This window comes from Kribbella sp. NPDC004536, assembly GCF_042873835.1.
Classification (GTDB): domain Bacteria; phylum Actinomycetota; class Actinomycetes; order Propionibacteriales; family Kribbellaceae; genus Kribbella.
Genome location: NZ_JBIALY010000003.1, coordinates 1,403,096 through 1,427,022 on the forward strand (window position 1 = coordinate 1,403,096; position 23,927 = coordinate 1,427,022).

Here is a 23,927-nt window from a genome sequence, read left to right on the forward strand (position 1 = left end):
CCGAAGAAATAAATTCCGGAGAGGTCCGGTGTCGACGGCTCAGATCGACTCCGGGTCCGACCGTGGTGTGCCCGGGTCCGATGGCCAGCCATCGGACCATTCGTCGTTGGGCGACCCATCGTTGCTAACGGCAACCTCAGAGAACCCTTGCCTGCAAGGGATCTGAGCGCCTGGGTCACCGTCCGGTATCGACACCAGCAGAAACTCTTCCGCTGCCCCGGGGTTGTGTGTCATCCTCCGGGATAGCGAAACCCGAGATCCTATCGGATATCGGTTCCACTCCAGCGCGTGAGGGAAAGGAAGCGGAGTGAGCGCAACCTTCGAGGTGAAACCGGCGCCGGCGGCACCGGCGCCGCCGGCGGCGGCAACCGCCCGGAAACCACCGCGAACGTCTCGCCGGACCCAGGCCCGGCGCAGTCTGCGGCGGCACTGGCAGCTGTACCTGCTGGTCGTCGTACCGCTCGCGTACTTCGTGATCTTCAAGTACATCCCGATCGCGAACGCCGTGATCGCGTTCAAGGACTACAGCCCGGTCAAGGGGCCGTGGGCCAGCCCGTGGGTCGGGTTCAAGAACTTCGAACTGTTCTTCCAGAACCCGGTGTTCTGGACCCTGGTGAAGAACACGTTCCTGCTCTCGGTCTACACCGTGCTGGCGAGCTTCCCGATCCCGATCGTGCTGGCGATCGCGCTGAACGAGATCCGCAACGGCCGGTTCAAGAAGACGGTCCAGCTGGTGACGTACGCGCCGTACTTCATCTCCACCGTGGTCGTGGTCTCGATGACGATCCTGGTGCTGTCGCCGCGGCTCGGGTTCGTGAACGACGCGATCGGGCTGTTCGGCGTACCGCAGATCGACTTCCTGGGTAACCCCAACTACTTCCGGCACATCTACGTCTGGTCGGACGTCTGGCAGACCACGGGATACTCCGCGGTGATCTACCTGGCCGCGCTGGCCGGGATCGACCCGGCGCTGCACGAGTCGGCCCGGATCGACGGCGCCAGCCGGCTGCAGCGGATCCGGCACGTCGACCTGCCCGGGATCATGCCGACCGCGGTGATCATCCTGGTCCTCGGCGTCGGCAACATCATGTCGATCGGGTTCGAGAAGGCGTTCCTGCTGCAGAACCCGCTGAACACCGCGCAGTCCGAGATCATCGCCACCTACGTGTACAAGACCGGCCTGCTGAACGCGGACTTCAGCATGGCGACCGCGATCGGGCTGTTCAACTCGGTGATCAACCTCTTCCTGCTGCTCGGCGTGAACTTCGCCGCCAAGCGCATCACCGGAAACGGACTCTGGTCATGAGCATCACGTTGCAAGGATTTCGCCGTACGTCGGTCAAGCGTTCCGAGCGCACCACCATCGAGGAAACGCGGACCGACAAGATCTTCCTGACCGGCGTGAAGATCATGCTCTGGCTGGCGCTGATCATGGTCGCGGTCCCACTGATCTACATCGTCGCGAACTCGTTCAGCAGCCCGTCCGCGGTGAGCGCCGGCAAGGTGCTGCTCTGGCCGGTCGAGCCCTCGCTCAAGGCGTACAAGGAGGCCTTCAGCGATCCGCTGATCATGAAGGGCTACCTGAACTCGTTCATCTACGCGGTCAGCGGCACGCTGATCAGCGTCACGCTGACGATCGCGATCGCGTACCCGCTGTCGCGCCGGACGTTCTTCGGCCGGAACGTGATCATGAGCGTGCTGATCTTCACGATGCTGTTCTCCGGCGGCCTGATCCCGACGTACCTGGTGGTCCAGGACCTCGGCATGCTGAACACCCGCTGGGCGATGGTGATCCCGAGCGCGATCGGCGTCTGGCAGGTGATCATCGCGCGGACGTTCTTCCGCTCGACCATCCCGGACGAGTTGTACGAGGCCGCGACCATCGACGGCGCGAGCGACCTGCGGTTCCTCTGGTCGATCGTGCTGCCGCTGTCCAAGCCGGTGATCGCGGTGATCGCGCTGATGTACGCGATCTTCCAGTGGAACAGCTACTTCGACGCACTGATCTACCTGAAGGACCCCGGCCTGTACCCGCTGCAGATCGTGCTGCGGAACGTGCTGATCCTGAACACCCTCACCGGGTCCACCACTACGACGAATCTGGCCCAGCAGCTCGAACAGCAACAGCTGGCCAACGTCCTCAAGTACGCGCTCATCGTCATCTCGAGCCTGCCCGTACTGGTCATCTACCCGTTCGTCGCCCGCCACTTCACCAAGGGCGTGATGGTCGGCGCTGTCAAGGGCTGACGACAGAAAGGAACACCGCAATGCGCTCATCCATGAGCAAGGTCGTGGCGCTGGCAGCTGCCGGCGCACTGGCCCTGGCCGCCTGCAGTTCGGACAAGTCGTCCAAGGGTGCGGCGAACGAGACCTCGGCCGACGGCAAGGTGATCATCGACACCTTCACGCCGTCGGACCAGAGCACCAACCTGGCCACCAACTCGGTCACCAAGATCATCAGCGACAAGTTCAAGATCCAGTTCCGCTGGCAGACCACGACGTACGACGCCGGGCCGGCCAAGGAGAAGCGCCAGATCGCGCTGGCCAGCGGCGACTACCCGGACCTGTTCTTCCTGATCCCGTGGGTGGACGCGTTCACCCAGGCCGAGGTGCTGAAGCTCGGCCAGCAGGGCGTCGCGGTACCGCTCGAGGACCTGATCAAGCAGAACGCGCCGGACATCCAGAAGGTGCTGGACTCCAACAAGGAGTACAAGGAGATGGCGACCGCGCCCGACGGTCACATCTACGCGCTGCCGCAGTGGGCCGACTGCTTCCACTGCACGTACCCGGACAAGCTGTGGATCAACAGCGCCTGGCTGAAGAAGCTCGGCCTGCAGGTGCCGAAGACCACCGACGACCTGCGCAACGTGCTCGAGGCGTTCAAGACCAAGGACCCGAACGGCAACGGCAAGGCCGACGAGATCCCGATGACCACCGACGTCCAGGACAGCAGCCTGATCGCGTACCTGATGAACGCGTTCGCCTACGACCCGGTCGGTGCGAACAACGGCGTCCGGTCGCTGCTCACGCTGAACGGTGACAAGGTCGTCACGCCGGTCACCTCGGACGCGTGGAAGGAAGGGCTCAAGTACATCCACGGTCTCTACAAGGACGGGCTGATCGACCAGGCCGCGTTCACCCAGAACGCGCAGGCGTTGCAGGCCGAGGGCAACAACCCGAAGGCCGTCGTACTCGGCTCGGTGCCGGTGCTCTGGCCGGGCATCTTCGTCCAGCTCGACTCCAAGGACGGGCGGGACAAGCAGTACGACTCCGTACCGCCGCTGACCGGCCCGGAGGGCAAGAGCTACACCGGCTACAACCACCCGACCTCCACCGGGTACACGTTCATGCTGACCAACAAGGCCAGTAAGGAGGCGCAGGTCGCGGCGATCAAGATGCTCGACTGGATCTATACCGACGAAGGCCAGATGATCACCAACATGGGCCCTGAAGGTGTCGGCTGGACCAAGCCCGGCCCCGGTGACATCGCCCTCGACGCGAGCACGAAGCCGCTGTACAAGCCGACGCAGAACGCGCCGAAGAACATCAGCTGGGGTGCGCTCGGCCAGTACAACAACACCCTCGCCTTCCGGAACGCACAGGTCACGCCGAAGGACGTCTACACCGGCGCCGGGCTGGAGCGGCGGTTGTGGGACGCGACCAAGCAGTACGAGAACCACGTCGACAAGTCGCAGTGGTTCCCGCAGGCGTTCATGTGGCCGGACCCCAGCCTGAGCGGTGAGATCGCCACACTGCAGACCAACCTGAACAACTACGTGAACCAGAACCAGCTGGCCTTCATCACCGGGTCGAAGAACCTCGACACCGACTGGGACGCGTACGTGAAGGGGCTCGACAGCACCGGCATGCCGCGGTACCTGCAGATCAACCAGCAGGCCTACGACAAGTACAAGAGCGGATCGAAGTAGTGTCCCACCTCCTGTGGTTCCGCACCCCCGCGCCGGACTGGTTCGAGGCGTTGCCGCTGGGCAACGGGCACCTCGGCGCGAAGGTGTACGGCCGGGTTGCCGACGAGCGGATCGCGCTGAACCTCGACGACGTGTGGTCCGGGGACGGGCCGCGGACGTTGACGGTTCCGGACGGGCCCGGGGTGCTGGCCGACGTACGACGGTTGTTGCTGGAGGAAGGTGATCAGCTGGCGGCGACCGAGCGGACCCGTGCGTTGCAGGGGCCGTTGGTGGAGTCGTACCAGCCGCTCGCCGACCTGGTGATCACCTCGGCTGGCGAGGGTGCGGACTACCGGAGGAGTTTGGATCTGCGGACCGGGATCGCCGCCGTCGACTACACGGTCGACGGCGTGCGGTTCCGGCGCGAGACGTACGTGTCGGCGCCGGACCAGGTGCTGGTGTGGACGATGATTGCCGACAATCCTGTTGTCGACCTTCTGATCGGGTTGGAGAGTCAGCATCCGGTCCGTCCGTTGGTTGCTGATGGCACCTATGGGGTGGTGGGGCATGCTCCGTCGGATCTGACCATCGAGTACCGGTCACGGCCCGATCCGGTGCGGTACGAGGACGGGCGGGGGATCGGCTTCGGGCTTGCGTTGCGGGTGTTCTCCGACGACGGTGCGGTGTCGGTGTCTGCTGACGGTGTCGCGGTGCACGGGGCTTCGCGGGTGACGGTCGTACTGGCGGCGGCCAGTACGTACGCCGGGTGGTCGGTGCCCCCGGGGCGGGATCCGGCGGTCGCTTTCGATGCGGCGGTTTCCGTACTGGATTCGGTTGCCGTGGACAAGCTTCGCGCGCGGCACGTCGAGGACCATGTGTCGTTGTACGACCGTGCGGCGCTGGAGCTAGGGCCGATTGTCAACAATCCTACGGACGAACGTCTCCGCGCGGTCGCCGCCGGGGCGAGCGATCCGGATCTGATCGCGCTGATGTTCAACCACGGGCGGTACCTGTTGATGGCGTCGTCCCGCCCGGGAACGCAGGCCGCCAATCTGCAGGGCATCTGGAACCAGGACCGCCGGCCGATGTGGGCCAGCGACTGGACCAACAACATCAACACCCAGATGAACTACTGGCTCGCCGACCTGACCGGCTTGAGCGAGTGCTTCGACCCGCTGACCTCGCTGGTGGAGGAGCTGGCGTCGGCAGGTGCGGACACGGCGCGGATCCTGTACGACGCACCCGGATGGGTCGCGCACCACAACACCGACATCTGGCGGGCGACCTGGCCGGTCGGCGACGGCGGTGACGATCCGGTGTGGGCGATGTGTGCGACGTGCGGGGTGTGGCTGACGGCGCATCTCATGGAGCACTACCGGTTCACGCTGGACGTCAGCTTCCTGCGCGAGCGGGCCTATCCGGTGATCGCGGGCGCGGCCGAGTTCGTGTTGTCGATGCTCGTCGCGGATCGGGACGGCGTACTGCAGTTCGTTCCTTCCACCGCGCCTGAGCATCACTTCGTGCTGCCGTCGGGTTCGAAGGCGTCCGTCGATCTCACGTCGACGTACGACATCTGGCTGATCCGGGAGCTGTTCGCGAACCTGGCCGAGGCTTCGCGGATCCTCGGAGTGTCGTCGGACCTGACCTCGCGGGCCGCCGCCGCCCGGGATCGGTTGCCGGCGGTCCGGGTGACGCCGGACGGGCGGTTGCACGAATGGCCGACGGACTGGGAGCCGTCCGAAGTACACCATCGGCATCAGTCGCATCTGTACGGGTTGTACCCGGGCGCGGAGATCGACCCGGTGCGTACGCCGTCGTTGGCGGCGGCGGCCCGTACGTCGCTCCTCGTCCGGACCGAAGGCGCTACGAACGGCGGGTGGACGGCGGCCTGGCTCGTGGCGTTGTGGGCGCGGCTGTTCGAGCCGGCGCGGGCGGTCGCGGTGATCCAGGACTACCTGAGCCGGTTGGTGTCGGACAACCTGCTGTCGCGGGACGGCGACATCTTCCAGATCGACGCGAACTTCGGGATGACCGGATGCATCCCGGAGTTGCTGCTGCAGAGCCACACCGACGTGGTCCGGGTACTGCCCGCCCTGCCGGCGGATTGGCCGGACGGGTCGTTCCGCGGGCTGCGGGCGCGCGGTGGGCTGGTCTTCGACGTGTCCTGGCGCAACGACGAGCTGACCGAGGCCGTCGTACGGGCGTCGCACGACGGTACGTACCGGATCGCGCTGCCGACCGGGGAGCGGACCGTGACGCTCGCCGCCGGACAACAGCTGGACCTGGTTAGGGATGCCTAACCAAAGTTGTGTAGGGTCTGCGGTTGTGAGGAAGCTGATCGGAATCGTCGCCTCGGCCGCCGTACTCGTGCTGGCCGGATGTGGTGGCGGAGACACCAAGAGCGCGGACACCGGCGTCGGTGACAAGGAAGTGGCGACCGGCGGGAGGCTGTTCAAGACCGCCGACGCCGAGACCGCCAAACTCGGCTCGGACGCCGCACCGGGGGCGTTCCCGCGGACCGTGAAGGGCGCGCTCGGATCGGTGCAGCTGGAGCAGAAGCCGACGCGGATCGTCGTACTGGACAGCGGCGAGCTCGACGACGTACTTGCCCTCGGCATCACGCCGGTCGGGATGGCGACGACGGCCGGGCAGAACGGCGTACCGTCGTACCTCGCCGGCAAGGCGCAGGGCATCAAGACCGTCGGCGGGATCAGCGAACTCAACCTCGAGGCGATCGCCGCGCTCAAGCCCGACCTGATCCTCGGCAGCAAACTGCGGGCCAACGACCTGTACCCGAAGCTGAGCGCGATCGCGCCGACCGTGTTCAGCATCCGGCCCGGGTTCCCGTGGAAGGAGAACTTCCTGCTGGTCGCGGACGCGGTCGGCGAGGAGACCAAGGCGACGTCGATCCTGAACGACTACCAGAAGCGCGCCGACGAGGTGAAGTCGAAGGTGCAGGGTACGCCGACGATCTCGCTGGTCCGCTTCCGTCCCGGGGAGATCCGGCTGTACGGGAACCTGTCGTTCATCGGGGTGATCCTCAAGGACGTCGGACTGCCGCGCCCGAAGATCCAGAACGTCCAGGACCTCGCCGTCGAGGTCTCCCAGGAGAACATCGGCCAGGCCACCGGCGACTGGATCTTCTACTCCAGCTACGGCAAACCCGACACCACCGACGAAACCAAGGTCGTCAACGGCGCACTGTGGAAGTCCCTCCCAGCCGTCAAAACAGGCAAATCCGCCCGAGTAGACGACGAGGTCTGGTTCCTAGGCCTAGGCCCGATCGGCGCCCTGCAAGTCCTCACCGACCTACAAAAACTCCTCACCTGACCGACAGGAGCCGTCTATTCCGCGGTTAGGTCGAGGCCGGTGCCGGAGGGGGACAGGAGGATTAGTTTGTTGTGGGTGATGGTGTAGGTGGTTGCGGGGCCGAGGGTGGTGCGGATGGTGGTTCGGAAGGCCTCGGTGTCGGGTGGGCAGGGGGTGTCGGTGATGGTGACGTTGCTGAAGCTCAGTTCGGTGTTGTTGCGGGTGTAGGTGCCGGACAGCTCGTTGCAGCCGGTCCAGCCGGACACGCGTCCGTTGTCGAAGCTGAGCCACGCCTGGCCGGAGAACCGGAAACCTTGGCGCATGTCCGCGTTGGTGATGGTGGTCATGACCTTCCAGCGGATCCCGTCGAGCGGGAGGTCCGGTTCGGCGAGTTTCCGGTCGAGCAAGGTGATCGTCGTACCACCTGAGGTGAGCGTCAGCTCGTCGCCGTCCAGCCTCCAGGAGGGTGTGCTCGTCAGGAACGTCTTGAACCATTCCTCCTGATCCCGCAGCGGCCCTTGGCAGCCGACCTGGGTGCCGCCGAGACCGGGGATCGACAGCCGCCCGCCGGTCAGCAGTTCGCCGGCCGCGACCGCTGTGCCCAGGTGATTGCAACCGACGTCCGCACTCACGACGTCCAGCACGTTCGGCCCGCCCTCGTTCTTGTTCGGATCCCGCGCGAACTCGACCTGGATCCGCGTCCGAGGCACCAGTTCCTTGGGCTCGTCGTCCTCGAACACGGCCGTGGACACGTACGTCTTGCCCAGCGGCGTCCTGCCGGGTCCGTCGAGCACCGCGACCGCGGATTTGAACTCGCGCAGTCGATCCAGGAGGGCTGGACCCGCCTCCTGATCCTGGATCCCCGTTCGCTGCACGGTCGGACGACCGTCCGTGTCCACGCGAATCACGGTACGAGGCCCGTACGTACTGGCCGGCGTACGGCGGTCGTCGGCGTCGATGACGACAGTGCCGGCTGGAAACAGCGCACGAGCTTCGGAGGCCGTCGCGACAGGCGGATTGTCCGTGCCGTCCCAGTACAGGAACGGGAAGCTGCCCCACAGCGTCCAAAGCGGTGCCCACGCCCCGTCGAAGAACAGCACCCAGCCGTCCTCGATCGCCGGCACCAGCCACTCCGGCATCGCCGGGTCCGGCCGGATCGGTGCCGACACCAACATCCGATCCGCCAGCGCGTGGTCGACCATGGCGCGGGCGTCGGTCGCCAGTTCGAGGTACTGGAACAGCTGATCGTGTGCGGTCCTGAAATGGACCGAGATCGCGACCGGATGATCGACCGGCCGGCCCTTCAGCAAATTCACGGCGCGCGGGTCGCGGGCTACCACTCCGTATGTCATCGGACTCGGACTGGTCACGACGACCGCCCCGCCCCCGCGCAGCACCTCGATCGCGTGCAGTTGTGCGCGATTGAACGGGGGCAGGTCCATGATCGACATGCTTCGAGTATCAGCCTCTGACCGGTAGCAGACCTTGCTCCGCGAAGACCTTCTTGGCGACGGCGATCGCGTTGATCGCGCGCGGGAAGCCGGCGTAGCCCAGCGTGTGGATGAAGGTCTCGACGATCTGTTCGGGGGTGAGGCCTACGTTGAGGGAGGTCCGGATGTGGACTTCCAGTTCGGGTTCGCAGCCGCCCAGGGCGGCGAGGATGCCGAGGGTGACCAGTTGCCGTTGCTGCGGTACGAGCGCGGGCCGCGCGTAGATGTCGCCGAAGCCGAACGCGACGACGTGGTGCGCGAGGGCGGGAGCGATGTCGCCGAGACTGTCCATGACCGCGGGTGCGCCGCCACCGTCGATCGCGTTGAGTACGTCCAGGCCGCGCTGGTAACGGGCCTGTTCCTCCGGGCTGTTGATGTCAGGAGCTGCCATGCCCCAGACGCTAACGCGGCACCGGGTCCGAGACGTCCAGCGGTGGTCCGGAGAACTCGATCCAGGCGGCATGCCCGACGGCCGCGAGCTGTTCGGGGTCGATCGGACGCGACAGCGTGTCGGCCTCCTCGAAGAAGCGCTCGAGACCGGACGGTGTGGTGATCACCAGCAGCCGTCCAGTACGTACCAGACCTCGTCTTCACGGACGTGCGTGTGTGTACGGGCGGACCTTCGTACGGCGGGATGACGAACTCCATCACCGTCAGCGAGCCGTTGGTGTCGGCTGTGTCGGCCTTGACCTGGCGCCAGCCGGTGGTGAGGGTCGAGTGCGAAAGGTTTCATGGCTCAGTCCTCCACCCGGCCGCGATTCGTGACCGGGACGTGCGGGGCGCGTTGGGCGACGGCGGTGGCGAGTTCGTCGTACGGCAGCGTACGGCCGAGGATCTCGTGCGTACCGGGCCACGGGCAGGACGGCCCCCAGGCCTTGGTACTGCGGGGGAGCGCGTCCTCGTCGACGAGCATGACGACGAGCCGCGGCTCCCAGACCTCCTCGGCCTCCAGTTGCTCGACGCGGCACACGCCGCGGATCTGGCTCCACGGGATCGTCCGCGGCTGGTCGCCGCCGAGGCGGATCCCAGTACTGTCGACCGTCAGCAGCACGTCGTCGGTGTCCTCCTCGCGGCGTTCCTCGAGGGCGGTGATCGCGCCGGCCAGCAGCAGGATCGGCAGGCCGACGGCGAAGATCAGCGGCGTACCGCCCCAGCTCAGCCATACCGCTTCGAGGGGCGTCCGGATCGAGGCGCCGCGGATCGCCTGCACGACGACGATCCCGAGCGTCAGCAGCACCATGACGGCGAACACCGCGGTACCGAGCGCGAGCGCGGTCTTCGTCGTACCGAGCCCGTGGCGCTTCACGACGAACGGCTCGGTGGTCTCCGCTGACATACCGGCATTGTGGGCGCTGTCCGTCGAACGCACCAGAGTTCTCACGGTTTCCTCATCATTGTGGGGTGCGCCGCTCGTCCGTACGGATGAAATCGCCGTACCTGACCCTGCATGGACTTTGGTCCGGCCCGGCAGTCCGCAACAATCGCTGCATGTCCGACCGCCAGACCGCAGTCGCCGCCCGTTCGCGACCGCCGACGCGCACCGCAGCGCGCCGGCGGAAGAAGAGCGGCGGCATGTGGCGGCGCGGCTGGGTGATCGCCGTCCTCGCGCTGCTGACCGCGGCGGTGCTGATGTTCCACCGCAGCGTGCCGAACTCGGTTGGCAACCTCGGCAGCCTGCTCGACACCTTCCTGCCCTGGGTCGGCGTCGCCGTGCCGGTGCTGGGCGTGGCCGCGCTGGTACGCCGTTCCGCGACGGCCGGTGTCGCGCTGCTGCTCCCGTTGGCGATCTGGGGCCTGATGTTCGGGCACCTGATGTTGCCGGGGAAGGCACCTGGCGGCGCGTACGACCTGCGTGTGCTGACCCACAACGTCGACGCGGCGAACCCGGCGCCGAAGCAGACCGCGCAGGACTTGCTCGGTGCGGGCGCGGACGTCGTCGCGCTGGAGGAGCTCACCCCGGCCGACCTGAAGATCTACAAGGCGGCGTTCGCCAAGACCTATCCGTACGAGGTGACCCGCGACACGGTGGCCCTGTGGTCGAAGTACCCGGTCGTCGAGACGAAGTCCGTGGACGTCGGGTTCGCCTGGACGCGGGCGCTGCGGGCGGAGGTCAAGACGCCGAAGGGGACGGTTGCGGTGTACGTCGCGCACCTGGCCTCCGTACGGGTGGGCACCAGCGGGTTCACGTCCGACCAGCGCAACAACACGATCAAGGAGCTCGGACAGCAGATCGCCGCGGACAAGTCGTCGGCGGTGATCGTGATGGGCGATTTCAACGGCACGATCAACGACCGCAGTCTCGCTCCGCTGACCTCGGGCCTGCGTTCGGCACAGGGCGCGGCCGGCACCGGGTTCGGGTTCACCTGGCCGTCGGCGTTCCCGATGGCCCGGATCGACCACATCCTGGTCCGCGGCCTCACCCCGACCAAGGCCTGGGTGATGAGCCCCACCGGCAGCGACCACCGCCCGGTAGTGGCCGAGCTACGTCTCTGACGCGATTCCCTTGCGGAAGGCGTAGCGGACTGCCTCGGCGCGGTGGCGGGCGCCGATCTTGGCGAAGGTGTTGTTGATGTGGGTTTTCACGGTCGCCTCGCTGATGAACAGCTTTCCGGCGATCTCCGGGTTGCTGAGTCCTTGGGCGATCAACCGCAGTACTTCGGTCTCGCGGGCGGTCAGGCCGTCGCCGCCTGGATCACTCGTGGGTGTCAGCCCGGCGAGCAGCCGTTTGGTCACCTGCGGGTCGAACGTCGACTGCCCGGCCGCCGTGGAGCGCAGGGCGGCGCCGATCTCGGCGCGGCTCGCGTCCTTGGTCAGGTACCCGCGGGCTCCGGCGCGCAGCGCGTTCGCGATCGAGGCGTCGTCGGCGTACGTCGTCAGTACGAGTACGGCGACGCCCGGGAAGTCCGCGGTGATCCGTGCGGTCGCCTGGATCCCGTCGAGCACCGGCATCCGCAGGTCCATCAGCACGACGTCCACGTTGCCCTGGGCAACCAGGTCGACGGCTTCGACGCCGTTCGTGGCCGCGCCGGCGACCTCGACGCCGTCGATCAGCCCGAGCAGCGCGACCAGCCCTTCCCGTACGACCTGTTGATCGTCCGCGACAACGACCCGGATCACGTCACTCAACCTCCGCCACCACCAACCAGTCGCCGGAACCAGCCGGATCCGGACCCGCCGTCAACGTCCCGCCCACCAAGGCCAACCGCTCCCGCATCCCTGCCAGTCCGAACCCTTCGCCGCTCGTCACGCCCTTGTTCCGCACCGACAGCTCGACGCCGTGGTTGTAGACAAGCCGCATGTCGACAATCTGACCGGGCGCATGCTTTGCCGCATTCGTCAGTGCCTCACGAGCGGCGCCGAGTAGCGCGACCGTCACCTCTGATTCCAGCTTGCGCTGACCGGTAACAGTCAGCGTCACCGCGATCCCGTGGTCCGCGATGTGCTGCTCCGCAAGCGCAGCCAACGCAGCAGGAAGCTCCGGTACTTCATCTACTCGTAGCGCAGCTACGGCCGACCGCGCCTCGGTAAGCCCTTGTACGGCGAGCCGTCGCGAACGGCGTACTCGCTCAAGCGCCCCGGCCGTGTCACCGCGCTCTTCGAGCAGGGCCTCGGCCACCTCGAGCTGAACGCTCAGCGCGCCCAGCGAGTGCGCCAGTACGTCATGCAGGTCACGGGCGATCCGCCCGCGCTCCTCCAGCGCCGCAGCACGCGCATGTTCGTTCTGGGCCAGCTGGGTCTGCTGCAGCAGTTGCTCGGTCTGTCTCGCCTGTACCTCGTACTGCCGCCGGTTCAACCCGAAAGCCACTAGTACTGCGGTCCACAGCAGCTGGCTGAAGTACCAGGACTCCGACTGATCGAACAGGTAGGCAGAAGCGGCGTACGCGATCGACACCCCGATGCAGGCGGCAACGACCGGCCGGTTGCTGTGCCGCTGGAAGTCGATCACCGCGATGTCGGTCACTGCGACCAGCACGAGTACCAGGGCGTTCGACTGCGGGTATCCAGCGATCAGCGCATTGCTGACCGCGACCGCTGACAGCAGGGCGAAGGCCCCGTACGGCCGGGCAGCCATCAGCACGGACCCGACGACGAAGACGCCGAACGAAACGCCGAGTACTACCCACACCCAGACGTCCGCAGGACGAGCAGTGGCCAGTACGGCGATCGCTACGCCCGTGGTGAGCACCCGGCCGACCCAGCCGCTCTCTCCGTGCGGACGGGCCGGCAGTAGCGCCTGCAGCTTCACTGGTTGGTGTACTCCTCGGCCATGCGGCTCGCCTTGCCCTGGATGATCATCGACTGCGTCAACAGGTTCGCACCGAGCGAGAACATCAGCGCACCACCCTGGGCAACCGGGATGCCGATCAGATGGCCGACGCCCGCCAGGCCGAGCCGGATGACCAGGTAGGCCACCATGATGCCCAGTCCGGGCAGACCGAGCCGGTAGAACACCTTTCCGGCGCGTCGCTCCACCTGGGCGACCCGCCCGCTGGCGACCCCGGCGACCAGTGCGACACCCGCACCGATCACCAGCAGGGTCACGTCGGCGGCACCGAGGTGCGTGTGGTTGGCGTACAGCTGAGAGACCCCGGCTCCGATCAGTACGACCGGGCCGCGCCAGACGTCGGCGTTGGCGTTGTTCAGCTCGGACCAGGACAGCCGCCGGGCGATGACGGCGATCACGACTGCGATCACGACGAGTGCGTTGGGCAAGGTTCCGAAGCTCATGTCACGGACGGTAGGTCCGGACTGCGGTGGGTGAGGACAGACCACGGGTGGAGATCCGGGTGGAGAAGCGATCTGGTTGAAAAGAGGAGTAACGTTCCTCACCGGTAACACCACGATGTGTCACGACGATCTGTCACAACCGGAGCTCCGGAGGGCCGATGCTTCCGCAACAATCCATCCTCAGACTGGATGCCACGGCGATCGACTACCTCATCATCGCGCTGTACTTCGTCTTCGTGCTGGGCATCGGATATCTGGCCAGACGGGCCGTGTCGAGCAGCCTGGACTTCTTCCTGTCCGGCCGTTCGCTGCCCGCCTGGGTGACCGGCCTGGCGTTCATCTCGGCCAACCTCGGCGCGATCGAGATCATGGGCATGTCCGCGAACGGGGCGCAGTACGGCATGCCGACCGTGCACTACTTCTGGATCGGCGCGGTCCCGGCGATGCTGTTCCTCGGCGTCGTGATGATGCCGTTCTACTACGGCTCGAAGGTCCGCAGCGTGCCGGAGTTCATGCTCCGCCGGTTCGGCAAGCCCGCGCACCTGGTGAACGCGATCAGCTTCGCGCTGGCACAGGTACTGATCGCGGGCGTGAACCTGTTCCTGCTCGCCACCATCGTGAACGTACTGCTCGGCTGGCCGATCTGGGTGTCGGTGATCGTCGCCGCCGTGATCGTGCTCAGCTACATCACCCTCGGCGGTCTGTCGGCGGCGATCTACAACGAGGTGCTGCAGTTCTTCGTGATCGTCGCGGCCCTGCTGCCGCTGACGCTTGTCGGCCTGCACAAGGTCGGCGGCTGGCAGGGGCTGGTCGACAAGGTCACCGCGTCTCCCGGCGGCGGCGAGCAGATGTCGGCCTGGCCCGGGAACGCGCTGAGCGGCTTCCACAACAGCTTCCTGTCGGTGATCGGGATCGTGTTCGGCCTCGGCTTCGTGCTGTCGTTCGGGTACTGGACGACGAACTTCACCGAGGTCCAGCGGGCGCTGGCCTCGAAGAACATGTCCGCGGCCCGGCGGACCCCGATCATCGGCTCGTTCCCGAAGATGTTCGTCCCGTTCATCGTGATCATCCCGGGCATCATCGCCGCGGTCGTCGTGCCCGAGCTGTCCCAGTACAAGGCGACCGGCAGCGGCGAGGTCGACTACAACGACGCCTTGCTGCTGCTGATGCGCGACCTGCTGCCGAACGGCATGCTCGGCCTCGCGATCACCGGCCTGCTGGCGTCGTTCATGGCCGGCATGGCGGCCAACCTGAGCTCGTTCAACACGGTCATGTCGTACGACATCGTCGAGCGGTACGTGATCAAGGACCGGCCGGACGAGTTCTACCTGCGGACCGGGCGCTGGGTGACCGTGGCCGGCACGCTGATCGCGATCGGCACGGCCGCGATCGCCTCCGGCTACAGCAACCTGATGGACTACCTGCAGCAACTGTTCTCGTTCTTCAACGCACCGCTGTTCGCGACGTTCATCCTCGGTATGTTCTGGAAGCGGATGACCGCGGCGGCCGGCTGGATCGGCCTGGTCAGCGGTACGGCTACCGCGATCCTGGTGTTCGTACTGTCCGAGAACGGCACCATCAACCTGCCCGGTCAGGGCGCCAGCTTCGTCGGCGCGGGTGCGGCGTTTGTGGTCGACATCCTGGTCAGCGTGCTGGTCAGCCTCGTGACGACACCGAAACGGGAGACCGAGCTGATCGGGTTGGTGTACTCGCTGACGCCGAAGGAACAGCGCACCGAGGTGGCCGTCGCCGGCGACGGTGGCTGGTACCGCAAGCCGGTCCTGCTGGCCGGGATCTCGCTGGCATTGACCATCGTCCTGAACATCGTCTTCAGCTGACTGGGAGCTCGTGATGGCGGAGAAGAAGAAGGCCGGAGCGTTCGACATCCGGGTCGTGATCGCGCTGCTGGTCGGCATCTACGGCGTGGTGCTGACGATCCTCGGGATCACCGGCAGCAAGGCCGAGGTCGAGAAGGCGGCCGGGGTCAACATCAACCTGTGGGGCGGCATCGGGATGCTGGTGTTCGCCGCGCTGTTCGTGCTGTGGGCGCGGCTGCGGCCGATCGCGGTCCGGGACGAGGAATGAGCATGTCCGTTTGACGAACATCGGCGTCCGGCCGGGTCCTCCCGTCCGGACGCCGGCGTTCGTAGGCTCGAAGTACCCGATCAGGAGGTACTCCGAGATGACGATCACATCCGAGCGGCCCGAGCTGTCGTCGCTCGCGCAGCAGTACGCCGCCGACGGCTTCGTACTGGTGAAAGGCCTGCTCAGCAAGGAAGAAGCGGCGTACTACCGCAAGCGCAGCCATGACCTGCTGGCGCAGCTGAACCGTGGTGACGACCCCACCTGGGGAGCCGCTCGCGACATGGCGGAAGCGCCCACCAAGCTGCAGCACCTGCACGACGCGCAGTTCTACGACGCGGAGTTCGCGAAGCTGCTGGTTGACCCGCGGTTCACCGACGTGGCCGCCGCGGTGATGGGTGTCGACAACGTCCAACTGCACCACACCAAGCTGTTCGTGAAGCCGCCGGAGAACGGTTCGCCGTTCCCGCTGCACCAGGACTACCCGTTCTTCCCGCACACGTACCACCGGGTCGGTGCGGCGATCTTCCACTTCGACGACGCCCCGGTCGAGAAGGGCTGCGTACGGATCATCCCGGGCAGCCACAAGTCCGGGCCGCGGGAGCACGAGGCGGAGGGGTCGTACCACCTCCTCGAGCCGGCCTTCGACGAGGCGACACCGCAGCCGGCCGAGGCAGGCGACGTGCTGTTCTTCACGTACCTGACCGTCCACGGGTCCGGTGTGAACACCAGCGACGAGGCCCGTACGACGTGGCTGATCCAGTACCGCGACCCGGCGGACCCGCCGACGGTGAAGACCCACGACTGGTCGCTCGGTCAGGGCATGATGCTGCGTGGAGTCGACCCCACTGGCAGGAGTGCTGTTTGACGCTCGCCGATGTAGGCAGTGCTGACCGGTTCGTCGACCTCGCGGGGCTCCTGGAGTCCTGTGAGGTCGACGGCTTCCGTGCGGACTTCCTGAGTTGGGGGCACTACCAGCCGGAGTACTGGCGCAACTACTGGCACAGCCACTCGTTCCACGAGGTCTGTCTGGCGTACTCGGGAGAGGGGCGGTTCAACAACGGGTCCGTGCGGTACGACGTGGGGCCGGGCTCGGTGTTCCTCGCGCGGCCCGGAGACGTGCACGAGATCGAGTCGTCGCACTCGTCTCCTCTGGGTATCGCGTTCTGGGGTTTCACGTTCCGTCCTGGTTCCGACGAACGAGGGTGGTGGTCCGGGCTCACACGCACTGATGGCCCTGTCATGTCCACAAGAACAGGTGCGCTCCCAGCCCTTGTCACAGCCCTGGCCGGGGAAGCCGCAGCACCGGTCTCCGGCTACGAAACTGCTCTTATAGCTCTGGGCTCTACGCTCGTGATGGAGACAGCGCGGGCATTCGCTCTAGACGAGGACCTAGCCGTTGAACCAGTACGTAGAGACAGACGACCTCTAGTAGTAGAAGCCATGCAAAGACATCTGCGGGACAACCTCTCACGGCCCATCACCGTGCGCGACGTGGCCGCAGCCGCTCACCTCTCCGAGCGCCACGCGGAGCGGCTGTTCACCCAGCAGACCGGTGACTCGATCATGTCCACGCTGAGACGGCTGAGACTGGAACTGGCCGGACAGCTCCTGCTGGATCACACGCTGTCCGTCACGGACGTAGCGCGAGCCTGCGGGTACTCCGACGTACGTCCGTTCTCCACTGCCTTCAAACGCAGGTACGGCCGTACCCCGGGCGACCACCGCCGCACCGGCGGGACGGAGTTCCTGTAGTGCTACCCTGAACGTATGCGAGTGAGCCTGCTCCTTACTTAGCCGTACTGATATTCCGGTCAGTACGGCACCCCCTCCTGTGTGAGGGGATTTTTCATTTCTGGCAGATTTAGGCTCAACAAGACCACGAAGCAGGAGTAGGACCGTGAGCGAGCAGGTGGACGACACTCCGATCGACCGGGGTGGCTACGACTTCAACGCCATGCAGGCCAAGTGGCGTCCGGTGTGGGAGAAGCTGGACCCGTTCAAGGCGAAGGACGACGGCTCGGCGGAGCGCCGGTACGCGCTCACGATGTTCTCCTACCCGTCCGGCGACCTGCACATGGGTCACGCCGAGGTGTTCGCGCTGCACGACGTGCTGGCGCGGTACTGGTTCCAGCAGGGGTACGACGTACTGAACCCGATCGGCTGGGACTCGTTCGGCCTGCCCGCGGAGAACGCCGCGATCAAGCGCAACGAGCACCCCGCGACGTACACGTACGCGAACATCGAGACGCAGGCGGAGTCCATCCGGCGGTACGCGCTGAGCTTCGACTGGTCGCGCCGGCTGCACACGTCCGACCCGGAGTACTACCGCTGGACGCAGTGGCTGTTCCTGCGGCTGTACGAGCGCGGCCTGGCGTACCGCAAGGCCTCGTACGTCAACTGGTGCCCCAACGACCAGACCGTGCTGGCCAACGAGCAGGTCGTCCAGGGCCGCTGCGAGCGCTGCGGCTGGGAGGTCACCAAGCGGGAGCTGACCCAGTGGTACTTCAAGACCACTGAGTACGCGCAGCGCCTGCTGGACGACATGGACCAGCTGCAGTGGCCCGAAGAGATCCTGCTGATGCAGCGGAACTGGATCGGCCGCTCCGAGGGCGCGTTCGCGGACTTCCAGGTCGAGGGCCGTTCGGAGCCGATCCGGGTCTTCACGACCCGCCCGGACACGCTGTTCGGCGCCACCTTCATGGTCGTCGCGCCAGACGCGAAGCTGGCCGCCGAGCTGGTCACGCCGGAGCAGCAGACCGCGTTCGACGAGTACCTGACCAAGGTCAAGGCGACCACCGAGATCGAGCGGCAGAGCACCGAGCGTGAGAAGACCGGTGTCTTCCTGGGCTCGTACGCGATCAACCCCGTGACCGGGCAGCGGATCCCGATCTGGGCGGCCGACTACGTGCTGGCCGACTACGGCACCGGGGCGATCATGGCGGTCCCGGGGCAGGACACCCGGGACTGGGAGTTCGCGGAGAAGTTCGGCCTGCCGATCGTGCGTACCGTGCAGCCTGCCGCCGACTTCGAGGGCAAGGCGTACACGGGTGACGGTCCCGCGATCAACAGCGCGAACGACGAGATCAGCCTGGACGGGCTGGAGGTCGCCGAGGCGAAGACGCGGATCATCGACTGGCTGCAGGACAAGGGCCTGGGCGAGCGCACGATCAACTACCGCCTGCGCGACTGGCTGCTGAGCCGCCAGCGGTACTGGGGCTGCCCGATCCCGATCATCCACTGCCCGGCCTGTGGCGAGGTGCCGGTCCCGGACGACCAGCTGCCGATGGAGCTGCCCGACCTGCGCGGCGCCGACCTGCAGCCGAAGGGCGTGTCCCCGCTGGCCGCGGCCCGCGAGTGGGTCGAGGTCGACTGCCCGAAGTGCGGTGGCAGGGCCGAGCGCGACACCGACACGATGGACACGTTCGTCGACTCCTCGTGGTATTTCCTGCGCTACCTGTCGCCGGAGTACACCGACGGCCCGTTCGACCAGGCCACGGCGGAGCGCTGGATGTCGGTGTACCAGTACGTCGGCGGCAAGGAGCACGCCGTACTGCACCTGATGTACGCGCGCTTCTTCGTGAAGGCGCTGTACGACATGGGGCTGCTGACCGTGGTGGAGCCGTTCACCAGGCTGCTGAACCAGGGCCAGGTCATCAACCAGGGCAAGGCGATGAGCAAGTCCCTGGGCAACGGCGTGAACCTGGGCGACATGATCGACGAGTACGGCGTCGACGCGGTCCGGCTGACGATGGTGTTCGCGGGTCCGCCGGCGGACGACATCGACTGGGCCGACATGTCCCCGGGCGGCTCGCTGAAGTTCCTGCAACGGGCCTGGCGGCTGGCCGGTGCGGTCGAGGCGCCGGTGGGCTCGGATCCCGCGACCGGTGACGTCGCGCTGCGCAGGCTGACCCATCGGACGGTGGCCGACGCGGCCGAGCTGATCGACTCGCACCGGTTCAACGTGATGGTCGCCCGGATCATGGAGCTGGTGAACGCGACCCGGAAGGCGATCGACGCCGGCCCGGGCGCGGCCGACCCGGCGGTCCGCGAGGCGGTCGAGACGGTGGCGATCCTGCTGAGCCTGGTCGCGCCGTACACGGCCGAGGAGATGTGGGAGGAGCTGGGCCACGAGGCCACCGTCGCGAAGGTGGGCTGGCCGAAGGTCGACCCGGCCCTGCTGGTCCAGGAGACCGTGACGTGTGTGGTCCAGGTGGCCGGCAAGGTGAAGGACCGGCTGGAGGTCGCGCCGGACATCTCCGACGCCGACCTGGAGCAGCTGGCGCTGTCCTCCGAGTCGATCCAGAAGGCACTGGACGGTCGCGGTACCCGCAAGGTCATCGTGCGGGCGCCCAAGCTGGTGAACATCGTCCCCGCCTGATGGACTCCGTCGTACTGAAGGTTCACACCGGAAGCCGTGAGGTCGTTCTCGACCTCACGGCTCGGTGTGAGCAGTTCGTCTCCGGCCGTGGTGACGGCCTGCTGCACGTGTTCGTACCGCACGCCACCGCGGGTGTGGCGATTCTGGAGACCGGGGCGGGCAGCGACGACGACCTGCTCTCGGTGCTCGAGGAGCTGCTGCCGCGCGACTTCGACTGGCGGCATCGGCACGGGTCGCCCGGTCACGGCCGCGACCACGTGCTGCCCGCGCTGATCCCGCCGTACGCGACCGTGCCGGTGCTGGCCGGGCGGCTGACGCTCGGGACCTGGCAGTCGATCTGTCTGGTCGACACCAATCGGGACAATCCCGACCGGCAGGTCCGGTTGTCGTTCCTGGCCGGTTAGTGGACTACCCGGTAATAAGGACCGCGAGTATTTTGGTGACTTATCGTGATGTTGCCGATCGCGTTACGTTTGCGAAACACGGCTCCGCTTGAATTATCCGCATGGCAGCCCTGGACACCCTGCGCGACGTCACCGTTGAGCTCCTGGTTCGCGCTACCCGGGGCATTTCCGACGGCAGTCTGCTGAATGCGGACACCGGCCGCGCCGACACCCGCGCGCGGATCGACGACTGGGCCGGCGTGCTTTCCCTGTACGCCGGCGAAAATGAATCCCGCTCGGTTCGGGCGACTGCTTGAAAATTGCAATTCTGAACTCACAGGAATTCAATCGGCTGATTTCCGTGTGACCCAGACCGCATCCCGCACGCCGGGCGCCCCCACCGGAAACGTACCCATCACGCTATGTTGTGACGAGTACGTGAGGCCTTCGGAGGGGTGTGACGGGCTGTGTCGGACAGGGATGGCCGGGCGGACGGTCGGCGAGGGTTCGCCGAACTGTTGCTCGACTTGAGGGTCCAGGCCGGCCTTTCCCAGGAGGAGCTGGCCGACCGGGCCGGGCTGAGTGTGCGCTCGATCCGGGAGATGGAGGCCGGCCGGGTCGCGCGGCCGCGGAAGGACTCGGTCCGGCTGCTCGCGTCCGCGCTGGGACTCCAGGACGTGGCCGAATTCCTGCAAGCGGCCGGGCATGGCTCGGGGCGTCCAGTCGCTCCGGTCATTTCAGTGGCGGATGCGGCGCCGACCGGTCTGCGTTGGCGCGGTACGCGGCCGATCCCGGACGGGCTCGTCGGGCGTGAGCAGGACCTGTACGAGCTGGAGGCCCTGCTGCGGCAGAACCGCCTCGTCACGCTCGTAGGTCCTGGTGGCGTCGGGAAGACGGAGCTGGCGCTGGCCGCGGCGGACCGGTTCTCCGGCGCGGACACGACCGTCGTGGTCGTCGACCTGACGACAGTGCAGCGCGACGCGGCCGTACCGTCGGCGATCCTCGACGCGTTCGGGACAGCTCCCGGTACGTCCGACCTCGACGACGTACTGTCCGGCCGCCGCCCTGGTGACCTGGTGATCGTCGAGGACAACGCGGAGCACGTGCTCGACGGCGTCGCCACGGTCGCGAACCGGATGGTACGGAGCTTCCCGGGGGTCGGCGTACTGGTCACGTCGCGGATCCCGCTCGGTCTGCCGGACGAAGTGGTACGGCGTGTGCAGGTGCTCGGCGTACCGGCGAACGACGAGAACTTCGAAGAGATCGCGGCGTCGCCGGCCGTGGAGATGTTCACCCGGCGGGTGACGCGCGTACGGCCCGACTTCGAGCTGACCCCCGCGAACGCATCGACGGTTGCGCGACTGTGCCGCCGGCTGGACGGGCTGCCGCTCGCGCTGGAGCTCGCGGCCGCGCGCGCAGGGTCCTTGTCGGTGGAGACGATCCTGGCCGCGCTGGACGACCGTTTCCGGTTGCTGTCCGGCCCGCGGCGGTTCGGTGCGCCGCATCAGCGGACGCTGGCCGACACGATCGCGTGGAGCGTCGACGGGCTGTCGGACCCGGCACGGCAGCTGCTGTACCGGACGTCCGTACTCGGGTCGCCGTTCACGCTGGAGGCTGTAGCAGGGGTCTGTACGGGTACCCCGATCGACGAGCTCGACGTACCGATGTTGCTTGCCGAGCTGGTGGAGAAGTCGCTGCTGCAGCCGGTCCACGAGTTCGAGCAGCTGTACGGCGCGCGGTACAAGCTGCTGGAGACGATCCGCGAGCACGCGTACGGGGGACTGTCGTCGCAGGGGGACGACCTCACCGAGTTCCGTAATCGGGCCGTCGCGTGGTGTACGACGTACGTGTCCGGGCTCGAGGGTGCGTGGTCGTCGCCGGACCGCGACCGGCGGTACCGGGCCGCGCATGCGAACTCGGCATTGTTCGAGGTGGCGCTGGAGCGAGCCGCGGAGCTGGGGGAGTGGGACACGGCGGCGCGGATCGTGCTCGGGTTCCGGATCGCCTGGCAGTACCAGGCGAGTGTTGCCGAGAGCGGGATCCGCTGGGCGACGCTGTGCGCTTCCAACGTGTCCGACAAGGAGACGAGCGGCCGGCTGCTTGCCATTGCCGGTCGGTTGTCCAGCCTGACCGGTGACATCCACGGCGCGCGGCGGCACTACGAAGAAGCGCGCAAGCTCATCCCAGGTGAGACGGAGATGGGTCTGGTCGCTCGGGGCGGCTGGGTGTCGTCCGGTTCGCACTTGCTCGACACACGAAGCCTGGCCGAGATTCCTGCGCTGGTGGACGATGCGCGGAAGCACGGCGACCTGCAGCGGTCCGCGACGGTGCAGGCGACCTGCGGACTCGCCCTGCTGCGCTGGGGCCGTCTTGTCGAGGCCAGGGAGCTCCTGCTCGCGTGGGAGGCCGCACTGGTCAACCCGGGTGTCTACGCGGACGAGATCGCGTACATGGCGCTCAGCCGGGTCGACCTCGAGTTGGGCAACCTGGCCGGCGCTCGGCACTGGGCCCTGCTCGCCCGTGACAGCCAGGCGTCCGACGACCCCGAGCGGACGAAGGTGGCCGGCTGCCTCGCGATGGTCGAGTACCACGACGGCCAGTACGACGAGGCGCGTGCCCTGCTCGACCAGGCCGACGCGGACATCCGGGGTCACCGTGGGTACTTCGACTACCTGGTGATGCTCTACCGGTCACGGCTGGCCCGTGCTGCTGGTGAGGTCGAGCAGGCCCGGCTGGCCGTACTGGACGCCCTGAACCGGCTCGTGCTCGAGGGGCGGGTCGTCTACCTGCTCGAAGTACTGCCGGAAGCTGTGGCGGTACTGCACGCGCTCGGGCGCTCCGAGGTCGGGGATGCGATCTGCGGCGAGCTGCTGGCGTGGCAGCAGACGATGGACCCGCCCATGCTGCCGACAGCGTGGGCAGTGCTGCAGGAGTCGTGCCAGAGCGCCACGGCCGCCGACGGTTGGCCGCAGCCTGATCCGGCGGCCGCCGTACAGCGGCTGGCCAACGACGTACTCACCGCGCTTTCCTGACGCGGATCCGCCGAAGCTGCCGGGTAACTGCCGGTAGTTCTGCCTCGTCCTGACATAGCCCGGCGACAAAGAATTACAGCCGTAGGGCAGGTTCCACGAAGCAGAGTCCGACACCGGAAAGCGGCGGGAAAGGCGGTGGACCATGAAGAGGCCATGGCACAGCGCCGGACCGCATGGCTCGGCGAAGGCGACGCGGAGGGCCTCCGGTGGCTGGTTGGTGGGGGCGCCGACCGGCGGCCGAGAGCTCCGGAGTGCTGTCGCGTGTGGATCTGTCCTGCCTGTACCGGGCGCTGTGCACCGTCAGGGCACTGCTTCCGGGGCGGGGTCCCAGCACAGGGTCAGGCACACGACACAGGGGACGAGTGTCGCGGCCCTTCCGGCGCGGGTAAACCGGCGGGCTTGGTCTCCCGTCGGCGGGCCGGCCGCTGGGACCTCCCGGGACCTCGGCGAGCTCGCGGTCAGGCCGGTTCATGCGGAGCCGGGTACGGGGAGTAGCTCGTCGAGGTCCCATCTACTTCAGCTGACAGCCAGGGGGAGTCAGCCGAACAAGCCGGGCTGTTGACGCACAGGGGACGTCAGGAGCCCGGCAGAGTTCCGAAGCGAGGTGAAGGCCC

The 23,927-nt window shown here is 67.0% G+C and carries 21 protein-coding genes; 14 read left to right on the forward strand and 7 right to left on the reverse strand.

Features of this window, described 5'->3' with window-relative positions; all coding sequences use genetic code 11:
- Positions 1–307 precede the first annotated feature (307 nt).
- Genes ACFYRU_RS32175 through ACFYRU_RS32195 form a run of 5 tightly spaced genes read left to right on the forward strand, consistent with a single transcriptional unit; the run spans position 308 to position 7,238 of the window.
- Complete coding sequence (locus ACFYRU_RS32175; protein ID WP_387665540.1) at positions 308–1,306, forward strand: ABC transporter permease; 999 nt, start codon at positions 308–310, stop codon at positions 1,304–1,306.
- Positions 1,303–2,247 carry a carbohydrate ABC transporter permease gene (locus tag ACFYRU_RS32180; protein ID WP_387665542.1) on the forward strand — a complete coding sequence of 315 codons (945 nt, stop codon included), beginning with the start codon at positions 1,303–1,305 and terminating at the stop codon, positions 2,245–2,247. Before ACFYRU_RS32175 ends, ACFYRU_RS32180 begins: the two co-directional genes overlap by 4 nt.
- A gap of 32 nt (positions 2,248–2,279) precedes the next feature.
- Positions 2,280–3,929 (forward strand): ABC transporter substrate-binding protein, encoded by a 1,650-nt coding sequence (locus ACFYRU_RS32185; RefSeq protein WP_387665544.1) that lies wholly within the window; start codon positions 2,280–2,282, stop codon positions 3,927–3,929.
- The gene (locus ACFYRU_RS32190) at positions 3,929–6,208 is read left to right on the forward strand and encodes a glycoside hydrolase N-terminal domain-containing protein (protein WP_387665546.1); all 2,280 of its coding nucleotides are present in this window, start codon (positions 3,929–3,931) and stop codon (positions 6,206–6,208) included. The genes ACFYRU_RS32185 and ACFYRU_RS32190 overlap by 1 nt, the downstream gene beginning before the upstream one ends.
- Before the next feature lie 25 nt (positions 6,209–6,233).
- Positions 6,234–7,238, forward strand: coding sequence for an ABC transporter substrate-binding protein (locus ACFYRU_RS32195; protein WP_387665548.1), 1,005 nt, complete (start codon positions 6,234–6,236; stop codon positions 7,236–7,238).
- Between the two features lie 14 nt (positions 7,239–7,252).
- On the opposite strand, the gene ACFYRU_RS32200 is transcribed toward ACFYRU_RS32195, so the two are convergent.
- The 4 genes from ACFYRU_RS32200 to ACFYRU_RS32215 all read right to left on the reverse strand — a co-directional run bounded on the left by ACFYRU_RS32200 (position 7,253) and on the right by ACFYRU_RS32215 (position 10,043).
- Positions 7,253–8,668: an META domain-containing protein gene (locus ACFYRU_RS32200; protein ID WP_387665551.1), complete on the reverse strand. Its 1,416-nt coding sequence runs from the start codon at positions 8,666–8,668 to the stop codon at positions 7,253–7,255.
- 10 nt (positions 8,669–8,678) lie between these two features.
- Positions 8,679–9,098, reverse strand: a complete 420-nt coding sequence (locus ACFYRU_RS32205; protein WP_387665553.1) for a carboxymuconolactone decarboxylase family protein — start codon at positions 9,096–9,098, stop codon at positions 8,679–8,681.
- A 10-nt stretch (positions 9,099–9,108) separates the two neighbouring features.
- Positions 9,109–9,264 (reverse strand): hypothetical protein, encoded by a 156-nt coding sequence (locus tag ACFYRU_RS32210; RefSeq protein ID WP_387665555.1) that lies wholly within the window; start codon positions 9,262–9,264, stop codon positions 9,109–9,111.
- Between the two features lie 179 nt (positions 9,265–9,443).
- Entirely contained in the window at positions 9,444–10,043 is a 600-nt protein-coding gene (locus ACFYRU_RS32215) for a hypothetical protein (RefSeq protein ID WP_387665557.1), read from the reverse strand.
- 152 nt (positions 10,044–10,195) lie between these two features.
- Here ACFYRU_RS32215 and ACFYRU_RS32220 point away from each other — a divergent pair, with 152 nt between their 5' ends.
- The gene (locus ACFYRU_RS32220) at positions 10,196–11,200 is read left to right on the forward strand and encodes an endonuclease/exonuclease/phosphatase family protein (RefSeq protein WP_387665560.1); all 1,005 of its coding nucleotides are present in this window, start codon (positions 10,196–10,198) and stop codon (positions 11,198–11,200) included.
- Here the strand turns inward: ACFYRU_RS32220 and ACFYRU_RS32225 are convergent.
- From ACFYRU_RS32225 to ACFYRU_RS32235, 3 genes are read right to left on the reverse strand one after another with little or no spacing between them, the layout of a single operon-like run.
- Entirely contained in the window at positions 11,189–11,824 is a 636-nt protein-coding gene (locus ACFYRU_RS32225) for a response regulator (protein ID WP_387665562.1), read from the reverse strand. The genes ACFYRU_RS32220 and ACFYRU_RS32225 overlap by 12 nt on opposite strands.
- Position 11,825: 1 nt before the next feature.
- Positions 11,826–12,953 carry a sensor histidine kinase gene (locus ACFYRU_RS32230; protein ID WP_387665564.1) on the reverse strand — a complete coding sequence of 376 codons (1,128 nt, stop codon included), beginning with the start codon at positions 12,951–12,953 and terminating at the stop codon, positions 11,826–11,828.
- On the reverse strand, positions 12,950–13,435 hold the full coding sequence (locus ACFYRU_RS32235; protein WP_387665567.1) for a hypothetical protein: 486 nt from the start codon (positions 13,433–13,435) through the stop codon (positions 12,950–12,952). The genes ACFYRU_RS32230 and ACFYRU_RS32235 overlap by 4 nt, the downstream gene beginning before the upstream one ends.
- A gap of 158 nt (positions 13,436–13,593) precedes the next feature.
- On the opposite strand from ACFYRU_RS32235, the gene ACFYRU_RS32240 reads away from it, so the two are divergent.
- The 8 genes from ACFYRU_RS32240 (at position 13,594) to ACFYRU_RS32275 (ending at position 23,313) form a co-directional block, all read left to right on the forward strand.
- A complete protein-coding gene (locus ACFYRU_RS32240) occupies positions 13,594–15,273 on the forward strand; it encodes a sodium:solute symporter family protein (RefSeq protein WP_387665570.1) in 1,680 nt (559 codons plus the stop codon).
- Positions 15,274–15,286: 13 nt separating this feature from the next.
- Positions 15,287–15,520: a hypothetical protein gene (locus ACFYRU_RS32245; protein ID WP_387665572.1), complete on the forward strand. Its 234-nt coding sequence runs from the start codon at positions 15,287–15,289 to the stop codon at positions 15,518–15,520.
- A 97-nt stretch (positions 15,521–15,617) separates the two neighbouring features.
- Positions 15,618–16,385 carry a phytanoyl-CoA dioxygenase family protein gene (locus ACFYRU_RS32250; RefSeq protein WP_387665575.1) on the forward strand — a complete coding sequence of 256 codons (768 nt, stop codon included), beginning with the start codon at positions 15,618–15,620 and terminating at the stop codon, positions 16,383–16,385.
- Positions 16,382–17,272, forward strand: a complete 891-nt coding sequence (locus tag ACFYRU_RS32255; RefSeq protein WP_387665577.1) for a helix-turn-helix domain-containing protein — start codon at positions 16,382–16,384, stop codon at positions 17,270–17,272. The genes ACFYRU_RS32250 and ACFYRU_RS32255 overlap by 4 nt, the downstream gene beginning before the upstream one ends.
- 145 nt (positions 17,273–17,417) lie before the next feature.
- On the forward strand, positions 17,418–19,898 hold the full coding sequence (gene leuS / locus ACFYRU_RS32260) for a leucine--tRNA ligase (protein ID WP_387665579.1): 2,481 nt from the start codon (positions 17,418–17,420) through the stop codon (positions 19,896–19,898).
- Positions 19,898–20,302 carry a YjbQ family protein gene (locus tag ACFYRU_RS32265; RefSeq protein ID WP_387665581.1) on the forward strand — a complete coding sequence of 135 codons (405 nt, stop codon included), beginning with the start codon at positions 19,898–19,900 and terminating at the stop codon, positions 20,300–20,302. The genes leuS and ACFYRU_RS32265 overlap by 1 nt, the downstream gene beginning before the upstream one ends.
- Before the next feature lie 101 nt (positions 20,303–20,403).
- Positions 20,404–20,598 carry a hypothetical protein gene (locus ACFYRU_RS32270; protein WP_387665584.1) on the forward strand — a complete coding sequence of 65 codons (195 nt, stop codon included), beginning with the start codon at positions 20,404–20,406 and terminating at the stop codon, positions 20,596–20,598.
- A gap of 201 nt (positions 20,599–20,799) precedes the next feature.
- The gene (locus tag ACFYRU_RS32275) at positions 20,800–23,313 is read left to right on the forward strand and encodes an ATP-binding protein (RefSeq protein WP_387665587.1); all 2,514 of its coding nucleotides are present in this window, start codon (positions 20,800–20,802) and stop codon (positions 23,311–23,313) included.
- Positions 23,314–23,927 lie beyond the last annotated feature (614 nt).

Excerpts from the sequence above, each read along its gene's own strand:
- ACFYRU_RS32180 (WP_387665542.1), top strand. The coding sequence starts at position 1,303 with ATGAGCATCACGTTGCAAGGATTTCGCCGTACGTCGGTCAAGCGTTCC.
- ACFYRU_RS32185 (WP_387665544.1), top strand. The coding sequence starts at position 2,280 with ATGAGCAAGGTCGTGGCGCTGGCAGCTGCCGGCGCACTGGCCCTGGCC.
- ACFYRU_RS32200 (WP_387665551.1), bottom strand. The coding sequence starts at position 8,668 with ATGTCGATCATGGACCTGCCCCCGTTCAATCGCGCACAACTGCACGCG.
- ACFYRU_RS32205 (WP_387665553.1), bottom strand. The coding sequence starts at position 9,098 with ATGGCAGCTCCTGACATCAACAGCCCGGAGGAACAGGCCCGTTACCAG.
- ACFYRU_RS32215 (WP_387665557.1), bottom strand. The coding sequence starts at position 10,043 with ATGTCAGCGGAGACCACCGAGCCGTTCGTCGTGAAGCGCCACGGGCTC.
- ACFYRU_RS32220 (WP_387665560.1), top strand. The coding sequence starts at position 10,196 with ATGTCCGACCGCCAGACCGCAGTCGCCGCCCGTTCGCGACCGCCGACG.
- ACFYRU_RS32235 (WP_387665567.1), bottom strand. The coding sequence starts at position 13,435 with ATGAGCTTCGGAACCTTGCCCAACGCACTCGTCGTGATCGCAGTCGTG.
- ACFYRU_RS32240 (WP_387665570.1), top strand. The coding sequence starts at position 13,594 with ATGCTTCCGCAACAATCCATCCTCAGACTGGATGCCACGGCGATCGAC.
- ACFYRU_RS32245 (WP_387665572.1), top strand. The coding sequence starts at position 15,287 with ATGGCGGAGAAGAAGAAGGCCGGAGCGTTCGACATCCGGGTCGTGATC.
- ACFYRU_RS32250 (WP_387665575.1), top strand. The coding sequence starts at position 15,618 with ATGACGATCACATCCGAGCGGCCCGAGCTGTCGTCGCTCGCGCAGCAG.
- ACFYRU_RS32265 (WP_387665581.1), top strand. The coding sequence starts at position 19,898 with ATGGACTCCGTCGTACTGAAGGTTCACACCGGAAGCCGTGAGGTCGTT.
- ACFYRU_RS32270 (WP_387665584.1), top strand. The coding sequence starts at position 20,404 with ATGGCAGCCCTGGACACCCTGCGCGACGTCACCGTTGAGCTCCTGGTT.